The 12026-nt window shown below is 69.5% G+C and carries 11 protein-coding genes and 2 pseudogenes; 6 read left to right on the top strand and 7 right to left on the bottom strand.

Features of this window, described 5'->3' with window-relative positions; genetic code table 11:
- Positions 1 to 53: 53 nt before the first annotated feature.
- From KK483_RS24465 to KK483_RS24450, 4 genes are all read right to left on the bottom strand, one after another.
- Positions 54 to 1019, bottom strand: coding sequence for a zinc-binding dehydrogenase (locus KK483_RS24465; RefSeq protein WP_262007380.1), 966 nt, complete (start codon positions 1017 to 1019; stop codon positions 54 to 56).
- Between the two features lie 70 nt (positions 1020 to 1089).
- Positions 1090 to 2667: an alkaline phosphatase gene (locus tag KK483_RS24460; protein WP_262007379.1), complete on the bottom strand. Its 1578-nt coding sequence runs from the start codon at positions 2665 to 2667 to the stop codon at positions 1090 to 1092.
- Entirely contained in the window at positions 2664 to 3242 is a 579-nt protein-coding gene (locus KK483_RS24455; RefSeq protein WP_313879479.1) for a phosphoesterase, read from the bottom strand. The genes KK483_RS24460 and KK483_RS24455 overlap by 4 nt, the downstream gene beginning before the upstream one ends.
- Positions 3243 to 3532: 290 nt before the next feature.
- Positions 3533 to 4759, bottom strand: a complete 1227-nt coding sequence (locus KK483_RS24450; protein ID WP_262007377.1) for an NADP-dependent malic enzyme — start codon at positions 4757 to 4759, stop codon at positions 3533 to 3535.
- 611 nt (positions 4760 to 5370) lie between these two features.
- Here KK483_RS24450 and KK483_RS24445 point away from each other — a divergent pair.
- The 3 genes from KK483_RS24445 to KK483_RS24435 are packed head-to-tail and all read left to right on the top strand — an operon-like array spanning position 5371 to position 8112.
- Complete coding sequence (locus tag KK483_RS24445) at positions 5371 to 6360, top strand: ABC transporter substrate-binding protein (protein ID WP_262007376.1); 990 nt, start codon at positions 5371 to 5373, stop codon at positions 6358 to 6360.
- A gap of 43 nt (positions 6361 to 6403) precedes the next feature.
- Positions 6404 to 7348 (top strand): amino acid ABC transporter permease, encoded by a 945-nt coding sequence (locus tag KK483_RS24440; protein WP_262007375.1) that lies wholly within the window; start codon positions 6404 to 6406, stop codon positions 7346 to 7348.
- On the top strand, positions 7345 to 8112 hold the full coding sequence (locus KK483_RS24435) for an amino acid ABC transporter ATP-binding protein (RefSeq protein WP_313877800.1): 768 nt from the start codon (positions 7345 to 7347) through the stop codon (positions 8110 to 8112). Before KK483_RS24440 ends, KK483_RS24435 begins: the two co-directional genes overlap by 4 nt.
- A gap of 90 nt (positions 8113 to 8202) precedes the next feature.
- On the opposite strand, the gene KK483_RS24430 is transcribed toward KK483_RS24435, so the two are convergent.
- On the bottom strand, positions 8203 to 8979 hold the full coding sequence (locus tag KK483_RS24430) for a class I SAM-dependent methyltransferase (protein WP_262007374.1): 777 nt from the start codon (positions 8977 to 8979) through the stop codon (positions 8203 to 8205).
- 92 nt (positions 8980 to 9071) lie between these two features.
- On the opposite strand from KK483_RS24430, the gene KK483_RS24425 reads away from it, so the two are divergent.
- A complete protein-coding gene (locus KK483_RS24425; RefSeq protein WP_262007373.1) occupies positions 9072 to 9701 on the top strand; it encodes an ABATE domain-containing protein in 630 nt (209 codons plus the stop codon).
- Here KK483_RS24425 and sodX read toward each other — a convergent pair.
- Positions 9605 to 10030 (bottom strand): nickel-type superoxide dismutase maturation protease, encoded by a 426-nt coding sequence (gene sodX / locus KK483_RS24420; RefSeq protein WP_262007372.1) that lies wholly within the window; start codon positions 10028 to 10030, stop codon positions 9605 to 9607. The two genes, KK483_RS24425 and sodX, sit on opposite strands and share 97 nt — an antisense overlap.
- Positions 10031 to 10198: 168 nt before the next feature.
- Here sodX and sodN point away from each other — a divergent pair, with 168 nt between their 5' ends.
- Positions 10199 to 10594, top strand: a complete 396-nt coding sequence (gene sodN / locus KK483_RS24415; RefSeq protein WP_242329810.1) for a superoxide dismutase, Ni — start codon at positions 10199 to 10201, stop codon at positions 10592 to 10594.
- 7 nt (positions 10595 to 10601) lie between these two features.
- Here sodN and KK483_RS35355 read toward each other — a convergent pair.
- A pseudogene (locus KK483_RS35355) lies at positions 10602 to 11359 on the bottom strand (tyrosine-type recombinase/integrase); the annotation flags it as partial.
- Between KK483_RS35355 and KK483_RS24400 the strand changes: the two are divergent.
- A pseudogene (locus tag KK483_RS24400) lies at positions 11352 to 12002 on the top strand (mobilization protein); the annotation flags it as partial. The pseudogenes KK483_RS35355 and KK483_RS24400 sit on opposite strands and share 8 nt — an antisense overlap.
- Between the last annotated feature and the right edge of the window lie 24 nt (positions 12003 to 12026).

The raw sequence follows: 12026 nt of genomic DNA, 5'->3' as shown, positions 1-12026 counted from the left end.
GTACATTGACACCCTTCGACCCGTCAACCCCAGTTGACAACCGAGCCCGCTCTTCAGGAGTTCGTCAGGACGACCTTCCCGAACAGCTCGCCGGACGCCATCCGCTCGAACCCCTCCCGCGCCCGGTCCAGCGGCAGCACCTCGTCGATGACGGGTCGTACGCCGGTCGCCGCGCAGAAGGCGAGCAGGTCCTCCAGCTCGTCCTTCGACCCCATCGTCGAGCCGACGATCTTCAGTTCCAGGAAGAAGATCCTGGTCAGCTCCGCGTGCGAGGGCCGGTCGCCGCTCGTCGCGCCGGAGATGACCAATGTGCCGCCGGGCCGCAGCGACTTGACGGAGTGGGACCAGGTGGCCGCGCCGACCGTCTCGATCACGGCGTCCACGCGCTGCGGCAGCCGGGCCCCCGGCTCGAAGGCGTCGACCGCGCCCAGTTCGACCGCGCGCTTGCGCTTGGCCTCGTCACGGCTCGTGGCGTACATCCGCAGCCCTGCCGCCTTGCCGAGCACGATCGCGGCGGTCGCGACCCCACCGCCCGCACCCTGCACGAGCACCGAATCCCCGGGGCGCACCCCGGCGTTGGTGAAGAGCATCCGGTACGCCGTGAGCCAGGCGGTCGGCAGGCACGCGGCCTGCTCGAAGGTCAGCTCCTTCGGCTTGGGCAGGACGTTCCACGCGGGGACGGCGACCTGCTCGGCGAAGGTGCCCTGGTACCGCTCGGTGAGGATGGAGCGCGGTTCCTTCGGCCCCACGCCGTGTCCCGTCTGGCCGATGACCGAGTGGATCACCACCTCGTTGCCGTCCGGGTCGGTGCCCGCGGCGTCGCAGCCGAGGATCATCGGGAGCTTGTCCTCGGACAGGCCCACGCCGCGCAGCGACCACAGGTCGTGGTGGTTGAGGGAGGCGGCCTTGACATTGACGACCGTCCAGCCGGGCGGGGCGTCGGGAGCCGGGCGTTCGCCCAGTTCAAGGCCGTTCAGCGGCTGGTCACGGTCGATACGGGCGGCGTAGGCAGCGAACATGGCCCCGACGATAGGGCGGCACCGGTGCGCGGCGGAACCGCGCACCGGTGTGACACGCACCCCGTTTTGCCTACCGGTCCCTCCGCCACTGGGCGGGCGAGTTCTTCGTCGCCGGGTCCTCGTACGAACCGGCCTTCCCGCGGTCCACGTGGAACGTGGTCAGCGTCGTCACGGGCGAGGCCGGGTCACGGCGGTCGGCGATCACCCGCATATGGGCGCTGAAGCGCTGCGGCGTGACCTCGTAGACGTCGTAGCCGTAGCGGTTGCCCTCGAAGTACTTCAGATGCGGGTTGGCCGCGCCCATCACCGGGCCGTTGGCGGCGTTCCAGCTCGCGGAGTAGGCGCCCGAGGTGACCGAGTGCGCCGTGAACTCCGTACCGATGACCGGCGACGAGGTGTTGTCGAAGTCGGGCCGGATGTCGTCGACGAACGCGGAGTGCCAGTCGCCGGTGATGACGACGAGGTCCTCCATGCCGCTGCTGTGGACGTGGTTCAGGATCTCCTTGCGCTCGGCGAGGAAGCCGTCCCACTGGTCGGTGAACATGTACGAGCCACCGGGCTTGCCGCGCAGCTGGCTGAGCATGATCGAGTTGGCCCAGACGTGCCAGGTGTCCGGCGCCGCCGATATCCCCTGCTTCAGCCACGTCTTCTGACGGGCGCCCAGGATGGTGCCGTTCGCGAGGTTCTGCGCGGAGCGGTACGAGCGCAGGTCGAGGACGGTGAGCTCGAGCAGGTCGCCCCAGCGGCGGACCCGGTGGATCTCGGGGTCGGGCAGTGCGGAGGTTCCGGCGTCGCGGTGGGGCATGTTCTCGTACCACGCCTGGTACGCCGCCGCGCGGCGCTGCATGAACGGCGCGCCGCCGCCGGTGCCGGAGTAGTCGTTGGCGACCTCGTGGTCGTCCCAGGTGAGGAACCACGGATGGGCCGCGTGGGCCTCGCGCAGGGAGGGGTCGCCCTTGTAGAGGGCGTGGCGGCGGCGGTAGTCGGCGACGGTGAAGACGGCCGGGCCCTCGTGGTCGCGGACGTGGTCGGCGGGGACGCCGCCGACCTGGCCGTGCTCGTAGATGTAGTCGCCGAGGTGGACGACGAAGTCGACGTTCTCGCGGGCGATGCCGAGGTGGGCGGCGTAGAAGCCGTCGGCGAACGCCTGGCAGTTGGCGGCCGCGAAGCGCACGGAGGAGACGGCGCCGACCGGTGCGGTCTTGGTCCTGCCGGTCCTGCTGGTCTTGCCGAGGGCCTTGAAGGCGTACCAGTAGCGGGTGTTGGCGGCGAGCCCGGAGACCGGGACGTGGACGCTGTGGCCGAGCGTCGCCGAGGCGGGGGCGGTGCCGCGGGCGATGACGTTGCCCAGCTGGGCGTCGGTGGCGACGACCCATTCGACCTCGACGACCTCGGGCAGTTGCTGCTCGGCGGCGAGCGGCTCCGGGGCGAGGCGGGTCCACAGCAGGACGCTGGTGGGCCCCGGGTCACCGGAGGCGACACCGAGCGTGAACGGCGCGGGGTCGTACTCCGCGCCGAGCGCCTCGGCGGCCTCGCGGGCCTGGGCGGGCGAGAGCCCGGCACTGAGCGGCCAGACGAGGTTGAGTGCGCCGGCGGCGCCGGCGGCCTTGAGCAGGTCGCGTCGGTTGAGCCTGGTCGCAGTGGTCACGTGAGTCCCCCCGTGGCGGTCAGAGTCAGCGAAAGGGCGTCGGCGTAGCCGTCGTTGGAGGTTCCGCCACCGGTGCGGGTGAAGACGAGCAGCACCCGGGCGGTACGGGCGCCGGGCGGTACGGCGGCGGAAGCGGTGCGCGCGACGAGCGCGGTACGGGACTGGCGCTCGGCGGCGGTCACCGGGCCGAGCACGGAGAGGGCGACGGGCGTGCCCTTGGCGTCCCTGAACTCGACGGACAGCCGGACGCCGTCCTCCTGCGTGGCGTATCCGCCGAGCCACCCGGCGAGCGTGTAGCGCACCCGCCCGGTGTCGATGGCCGCATGCCCGGTGGTGCCCTGTGCGGGCAGGGCGATGTCCTGCACGAGCGCGGTGAGGGGGCTGTTCCCGCCGGAGAAGAACCGGCTGCCCCGGGCGGCGGGCCCGGGATCGGCGGCGGTCGGATACCCGCCGCCGTAGCTGTACGCGATGAGCGCGGGCGCGCCCTCTCGCATTTCCCACCCGGTCACTGATGTGACGGGCTCCGCGGACCCTCCGGGCCCGCTCTCGGCGTCACCGTTCACTACGAGGTTCACTCACGCCTCCGGATTCGAAATCGGCGTGCGCATACCAGCAGTTGGAGCCTGAAGCGGGGAAGGTGCCGGAGGTTACGGTATGCCAAAACCTGTATAGACAACTCCGGAGTAACCGTCGAGGGCCGCCGCCCTGGACACCGCGCGAGGGCAAAGCACAGGGGGCGTGTTCCGGACCGTCCGTCCAGAACACGCCCCCGGAAGTGGCACCCGGACGGCAGCCGACCCGGCAGGGGTCGCCCCCGTCCCGGGGCAGGCGTGGGGTCCGGGAGCGACAGCCCCCGGACACGGGATCAGCGGCGCGCCACGCCCTCGGCCCGCGCGGCTGCGGCGACGGCCGCGGTGACCGCGGGAGCCACCCGCTCGTCGAACGGCGAGGGGATCACGTAGTCCGCGGCGAGCCCCTCGCCCACCACGTCCGCCAGCGCGTTCGCCGCCGCGATCTTCATGCCCTCGGTGATCCGGGACGCCCGCACCTGCAGGGCGCCCGCGAAGATGCCCGGGAAGGCGAGCACGTTGTTGATCTGGTTCGGGTAGTCGCTGCGCCCCGTCGCCACGACCGCGGCGTACTTGTGCGCCACGTCCGGGTGGACCTCGGGGTTCGGGTTGGCCATGGCGAAGACGAAGGAGCCCTCCGCCATCGAGGCGACCGCCGGCTCCGGCACCGTACCGCCGGAGACGCCGATGAAGACGTCCGCGCCGGCCAGCGCGGTCTCCAGGGAACCGGAGAGGCCGGCCCGGTTGGTGATCTCGGCGAGCTCACGCTTGACCGGGGTGAGGTCCTCGCGGTCGCGGCTCACGATGCCCTTGCGGTCGGCGACCGCGACATCGCCGATGCCGGCCTCCAGCAGGAACTTCGCGATGGCGACGCCCGCCGCTCCCGCGCCCGAGATGACGGCGCGCAGATCGCCCAGACCGCGCCCGGTCAGCTTCGCCGCGTTCCGCAGCGCCGCCAGCGTCACGACCGCCGTGCCGTGCTGGTCGTCGTGGAAGACGGGGATGTCGAGCCGCTCCTGCAGCTTGCGCTCGATCTCGAAGCACCGCGGCGCCGAGATGTCCTCCAGGTTCACTCCGCCGAACGAGGGAGCGAGCCGGACGACGGTCTCGACGATCTCGTCGGCGTCCGTGGTGGCGAGCGCGATCGGCACCGCGTCGACGCCGCCGAACTGCTTGAACAGGATCGCCTTGCCCTCCATCACGGGGAGCGAGGCCTCCGGGCCGATGTCGCCGAGGCCGAGGACGGCCGTACCGTCCGTGACGACGGCCACGACCTGCGATTTCCAGGTGTAGTCATGAACGAGCTCGGGCTGCTCGGCGATCGCGGTGCACACCTTGGCGACGCCGGGCGTGTACGCGAGGGACAGGTCGTCCTTGTTTCGCACCGGCACCGTGGCCTGAACGGCCATCTTGCCGCCGCGGTGCAGGGCGAAGGCCGGATCGAAGGGTTCGCCGGAGTCACCGGCGACGCTCTCCACCTCCGTGCCGCTCCCGCTGTGGGGGTTGACGATCTCTGCTGCCATGGTGATTTGACCCCTTAAGTCTTCATCAGTTGAGGGTGTCCACTCCTGGTTGAGGAGGGGTGGGCGGGCACCGCGTCCGTGCCCTGAGCCGGCCGGTTGGCCCGCCGGTCAGGGGTGGTACGTACGCGCGGGCGCGCCGCACAACGCGCCCTGAGCCCCGGATGAGGGGTGTAAGGATCCTTCTTACCCGACGGAAGGCACCGCCGACGAGTCGATATGCGGCTCACTACCACGCCATCGACGCACGGTGAATAGACCGTGGCCAGGCCGTGACGCGCGGTGATCCGCGCAGTGAAGTGACTCATGACCGAATATGGGGACAAGTCCGCAGGACTGCGTTCCCCGCCTGTTTGCGAAATGAAACTGGTCCACATATCGAGATCCGCCGGAGATTTTCCGGCCCGGTGAAGGCTACTCCGCAGAAGGTCCGGTCCTGATGTACCGGCCCGACGGTGTTCGGGGGTGACCCGTTATGTGATTTTGACATGGCAGGCCCCCTGAATGGGCCAGTCCGAATGGCAAGATGCCGTAAACCACACAAGGTCGCGACACCCGATGGTGCGTGCTCCGACCCTGCTGGCAGCTCCCACACCCGCCGGAGGAACCCGAAAATGACCGCAAGCACCACCCGCCGCCCGTTCACCGCGAGGACCCGGACCTCCCGGCTTACCGCGGTCGGCGCGATCGCGGTCGCCGGCGCACTGATGCTCACCGGCTGCGGCGACCAGACCGAGGGGGCGAAGCAGAAGGAGAAGGGCGACGCCCCTTCCGCCCCCGCCGCCCCCGCCGCGCCGCTCGCCGACAAGCTGCCCCAGACGATCCGCGACAAGGGCGTCATCAAGGTCGGTTCGGACATCGCCTACCCGCCGGTCGAGTTCAAGGACGCCTCCGGCAAGGTCGTCGGCATCGACCCGGACATCGCGGAGGCGCTCGGCAAGCAGCTCGGCGTGAGGTTCGAGTTCGAGAACGGCACCTTCGACTCGCTGCTCACGGGTCTGCGCTCGAAGCGCTACGACATCGCGATGTCGGCCATGACCGACACCAAGGACCGCCAGAACGGTATCGACTCCGAGACCGGCAAGAAGGTCGGCGAGGGCGTCGACTTCGTCGACTACTTCACCGCCGGTGTCTCGATCTACACCAAGAAGGGCGACGACAAGGGCATCAAGACCTGGGCCGACCTGTGCGGCAAGAAGCTCGTCGTGCAGCGCGGCACGGTCTCCGAGGACCTCGCCAAGGCCGAGACCGCCAAGTGCGTGAAGGCCAAGAAGGGCAAGATCACGATCGAGGCCTTCGACAACGACCAGCAGGCCCAGACCCGGCTGCGCGCCGGCGGTGCCGACGCCGGTTCCGCCGACTTCCCGGTCGCGCTGCACGCGCAGCTGACGTCGGGCGGCGGCAAGGACTTCCAGATCGTCGGCGAGCAGGTCGAGGCGGCCCCGTACGGCATCGCCATCGCCAAGCAGAACGCCCAGCTGCGCGACGCGATCCAGGCCGCGCTCGACGCGATCGTCAAGACCGGTGAGTACCAGAAGATCCTGGCCAAGTGGAAGGCCGAATCCGGTGCTGTGACCGAGGCCAAGATCAACAGCGGCTCCTGACCTGCACGGTCCGGATCGCGACTCGGGCACAGAAAGGCTCATTGTGACTGTCGACATCGAAAAGACGGGTCCGGAGGACGCACCGCCGCCGCCCGCCGCGGGGCCGGAGGCCATCAAGGCCGTTCCGGTCCGGCATTACGGCCGCTACGTCGCCGCCGTCGTGGCGATCGCCCTGTTCGGGCTGATCATCTACGCCTTCTCCCAAGGCAAGATCAACTGGAACGCGATCCCCGAGTACTTCTTCGACAACCGCATCATCGAAGGCGTCCTCAAAACACTCCTGCTCACCGTCGCCTCCATGGCGATCGGCATCCTCGGCGGCATCCTCCTCGCCGTCATGCGCCTGTCGAAAAACCCGGTGACCTCCTCCATCGCCTGGTTCTACATCTGGTTCTTCCGCGGCACCCCCGTCCTGGTCCAACTCGTCGTCTGGTTCAACCTCGGCCTCGTCTTCGAATACATCAACCTCGGCCCCGTCTACCGCGACGAGTGGTCCGACTTCATGACCCCCCTGCTCACCGCACTCCTCGGCCTGGGCCTCAACGAAGCCGCCTACATGGCCGAAATCTGCCGAGCCGGCCTCCTCTCCGTCGACGAAGGACAAACCGAGGCCTCCCACGCCCTGGGCATGAGCCACAGCAAAACCCTGCGCCGCATCGTCATCCCCCAAGCCATGCGCGTCATCGTGCCGCCCACCGGCAACGAAGTCATCAACATGCTCAAGACCACCTCCCTCGTCTCCGTGGTCCAATTCTCCGAACTCTTCCGCCAGGCCCAGGACATCGGCCAGACCTCCGGCGCCCCCGTCGAGATGTACTTCCTCGCCGCCGCCTGGTACCTCGTCCTCACCTCCATCCTCAGCGTCGGCCAGTACTACCTCGAACGCCACTACGCCCGCGGCTCCAGCCGCACCCTCCCCCCCACCCCCTGGCAGAAGATCAAGACCAGCGTCTTCACCATGCGCCGCCCGAAGGGAGCCGCCGCATGACCACCACACCCATGGTCAAAGCCGAAGGCGTCCACAAGTCCTTCGGACACATCGAAGTCCTCAAAGGCATCGACCTCGAAGTCGCCCCCCGCGAAGTCTTCTGCCTCATCGGCCCCTCCGGCTCCGGCAAATCCACCTTCCTGCGCTGCATCAACCACCTCGAAAAAGTCAACGCAGGCCGCCTCTACGTCGACGGCGAACTCGTCGGCTACCGGCAAAAAGGCGACAAGCTCCACGAACTCAAGGACAGCGAAGTCGCCCTCAAACGCCGCGACATCGGCATGGTCTTCCAGCGCTTCAACCTCTTCCCCCACATGACCGCCATCGAGAACGTCATGGAAGCCCCCGTCCAGGTCAAGGGCGAAACCAAATCCGTCGCCAGAGAACGCGCCGCCCGCCTCCTGGACCGCGTCGGCCTCGCCGACAAAGCCGGCAACTACCCCTCCCAACTCTCCGGCGGCCAGCAACAACGCGTCGCCATCGCCCGCGCCCTGGCGATGGAACCCAAACTCATGCTCTTCGACGAGCCCACCTCCGCCCTCGACCCCGAACTCGTCGGCGACGTCCTCGACGTCATGCGCGGCCTCGCCGAAGACGGCATGACCATGATCGTCGTCACCCACGAAATGGGCTTCGCCCGCGAAGTCGGAGACTCCCTCGTCTTCATGGACGGCGGCGTCGTCGTCGAATCCGGCAACCCCCGCGACGTCCTCACCAACCCCCAACACGACCGCACCAAAGCCTTCCTCTCCAAGGTCCTCTGACCACACCCGCAGAACCACACACACGCCAAAGGGCGGGGTACGAGCGCACACAGCGCCCGCACCCCGCCCACCCGTTTCAGGCTGCTTCGGCTACTTCACGGCGAGTACGAGCGAGTCGGACGGCGACGCCCACACGGCGCGGGCCTCGGCGAAGCCCGCGGCGCGCAGGGTCGAGGCGTGCCAGTCGAGAGACGGGGTGTCGCCCTCGGCGTGCTCCCCGTAGATCTCGAAGCGGCGGGCGGTGGGCGCCGCGAGGACCGGGTCCTTGGCGGCCAGGGCCCACCAGTCGGCCCAGTCGAGCGCCCCGGCGGCCTTGGCGCGGTCCATTCCGGTGTGGCGGTGGGCGCGCTCGGCGGCGTTGATGCGGGGGGTGGTGTCGTCCTTCATGTGGTCGGCGTTCATGAAGACGCCGCCGTCCGCGACGAGTCCGGCGATCTGCCCGTAGAGGGTGGCGAGCGGCCCGGTGCGCAGCCAGTGCAGGGCGGTGGCGGTGAGGACGGCGTCGTACGAGCCGTGCGGGAGGGCCGCGGGCCACTCGGGGTCGGCGAGGTCGGCGGTGACGAAGGTGACGCGCTCGTCCCCGGCGAAGTACCCCTCGGCGATGGCGAGCAGGGCGGGGTCGAGATCCACGCCGACGCTGACGGCCTTGGGGAACCGCTTGAGGAGCCGGTCCGTGATACTTCCCGTACCGCACGCGAGGTCCAGGACCCTCGGTTCGGGGCCGACGACGGCCTCGACCATGTCGAGCATCACGCGGAAGCGCTCCTCGCGGTCGGGCATGTACCACTCCTGCTGGCGGTCCCAGCTCTCCTGCCAGGCGCGCCAGTCGGTTCCGGCCACGTTCGCCCGGGCGGCGGTCTCCGTCATGGGTTTCCCTCCACTCCGTAATACCCTCGAAGTCAGAGCATCACTTACCTCGTCCATCGCCTGACACTAGACCTCATCCGTAAGGACTACAAGTGGAACTGGCCTATTACTCGGACTACGCCGTGCGCCTCGTCAACACCGAGGAGCCTGCTCGCAACAAGGACGGTCTCACCTCGGTCGAGGCGGTCCGCGAGCTCTTCGGCCCGTCCTCCCAGGCCGCCCGCCGCGCCACGGACGCGGACGTGACCCGTTTCCGTTCGGTACGGGCCAGGCTCCGCGCGGTCTTCGACGCCGCCGACTCCGGCGACCAGACCCACGCCGTCGACCTGCTCAACTCGCTGCTCCTTGAGTTCCCCGTCAGCCCCCAGATCTCCGGCCACGACTACCTCGACGACGAGGGCCGGCCGCGCTGGCACATGCACCTCGCCGACCATCCGTCCAACGCGACCGCCGGCTACGCGGCGATCGCCGCGATGGGGCTCGCCTTCCACCTCACGGAGTTCGGCGTCGACCGGCTCGGCCTCTGCCAGGCCGCGCCCTGCCGCAACGCCTATCTCGACACCTCGACCAACCGCTCGCGCCGCTACTGCTCCGACCGCTGCGCCACACGCGCGAACGTCGCGGCCTACCGGGCCCGCAAGCGCCTGGAGACCGAGCGGTCGGAGAGCACCGGCCGCAGCGCCGAGACCGCCCAGGCCACGGCGGAACGCACCGACGGCTGACGCGCGCCGCGCGGGCGCGGCCGGTACCTGCCCCGTACGCGCCCCAGCAGCAGCTCGTCCGGGACGGTGCCGAACACCCGGCTGTCCCCCTCCGCGTACGGGTTGTCCCCCAGCACCCACCAGCCGCCGTCGCGCCGCTCGACGAGCCGCTTCACGATGAGCAGGTCCTGCTGCAGCGGATGGCGCAGCACGGCGACGTCCCCGGCCCTGACCGCGGCGCCGTAGTGCACGAGCAGCCGGTCCCCGTGCGCCAGCGTGGGGTGCATGGAGGGCCCCGTCACCTCCGCGATCCCGAAGGGCGACCCCGGCTCCCGCCCCGGCTCCGTCATCGTCCGCCTCCCCTTCCTCGCTCCGGTCCCGGTCCCACGGTACGTTCCGACGGCGGGCCCACGGCCGCCCTGGACTTTTGGCCTAAGCCCCTGGGGGCACTCGCGAAAAGAAGCCACTCACGGAGTAATGTCCCACCTGAGAAGACGATCACGAGGAAGGACAGCTCAATGCTCTCCCGCCTGTTTGCCCCCAAGGTGAAGGTCAGCGCCCACTGCGACCTGCCCTGCGGCGTCTACGACCCGGCTCAGGCCCGCATCGAGGCCGAGTCGGTCAAGGCCGTCCAGGAGAAGATGGCCGCCAACGACGACCCGCACTTCCAGGCCCGCGCCACGGTCATCAAGGAGCAGCGCGCGGAGCTCGCCAAGCACCACGTGTCGGTGCTGTGGAGCGACTACTTCAAGCCCCCGCACTTCGAGAAGTACCCGGAGCTGCACCAGCTGGTCAACGACGCGCTGAAGGCCCTCTCGGCCGCGAAGGCGTCGAAGGACCCAGCGACGGGCCAGAAGGCGCTGGACTACATCGCGCAGATCGACAAGATCTTCTGGGAGACGAAGAAGGCCTGATCTTCGATCATGCCTTTTGACCTGCGATTTCCTTGGTTGCAGCGTCTCCGAGTCCGCACCCGGTCCGCAGGCCGCCGAGCACGGCGACCATGACGGCCCGGGTGCGGTCCTCTTTCCCTGGCCACAAGTGCGCATAGATCCGCAGCGTGATGACGGCGGACACGTGGCCGGGGACCAACTGGACCTGCTTGACGCTCGCTCCGCCGGCGATGAGGGCGGAGGCGTAGAAGTGCCGCAGGTCATGGGTGACCATGTGCGGCAGCTCGACGGGCTTGCGGCCCTCGCGCTCGGCCGCCTCGCTCTCCGCCGCCTGGAGCGTCCTGCGAGCGCAGTTCCACTCCGTCTTCCAGCGGCGGTAGTTGAGGGGCTCTCCCTCCTCCATCGTGAACAGCCACTCCTTGGAGGGGCGTGCCGCGAGGTGCGTGAGGAGAGTGTCCGTGACGACCTCGCCGACCGGGACGGTGCGCCGGGACTTAGCGGTCTTCGGCGGGCCGATCTTCCCCGACTGGAGGCGCGCTGACGGTCGACGCGGATAGCGCCCGCCTTGAAGTCGACGTCCGACACCTTGAGGCCGAGCAACTCGCCTATTCGCAATCCTGATTCGGTCAGCGTGACGATCGCCGCGCGGATGTACGGCAGCATCACCCGGGCCATGGCCTCGACCTGGGCGACCGTGGGCGGGGTGACCTCCTCGTCCGACGTGGGCGGGAGGGTGATCCGGCGACACGGGCTGGACACAATGACCTTGTCCTCCACGGCAGCGGTGGCGTTCAACCGCGCCCGCCGCTCCGCCACCCGCGCCGACCACCAGGCCGCCACCGCCCTGCGCAAGGCCGCGAAGGAACTCGCCTACGCCTCCAACGAGCCCGGCGGACTCGCCATCGCCCTGCTCTTCGCCACCGTGCACCTGACCCGCGCCGCCGCCAAGTGGCACGAACAGCGCGGCCACGAACAGCAGGCCGCTGCGGCCGAAGAAGCCCTCCGCCACCTCCAGGCGGCCTACCAGCAGGCCGTCGCACCCGTCCTGGCGGACTTGACCCACCGCGCACCACGAGCCGCAACCGCCCGCCGCTACGAGCAGGACGTTCGCGCGACCCTCCCCGACCACGCCGACCGAATCCTCGCCGACCCTACTTGGACCGCCCTGACCACAACCCTCGCCCAAGCCGAAACCGCCGGCCACAACCCCCGACGCCTCATGGCGGAGATGGGCGCCCAGCGGGAACTCGACAGCGCCGAGCACCCCGCCGAGGTCCTCAACTGGCGCATCACCGCTCAGCCGAACCGGCGGACGCAAGCGGCTCGCAGCCGAAGCACCGTCAGCGGCACCTCGGTTATGTCCGCCACGCCGCACCCTCCGGCCACACCAGTGGCCATGAGGCCCGAAGAACACAGTCGGCACCGCTGACCCCGGCCCGATGCCCCGCCACGC

It is taken from the genome of Streptomyces sp. FIT100, assembly GCF_024584805.1.
Classification (GTDB): domain Bacteria; phylum Actinomycetota; class Actinomycetes; order Streptomycetales; family Streptomycetaceae; genus Streptomyces.
This window is presented reverse-complemented; position numbering and strand designations above follow the sequence as displayed.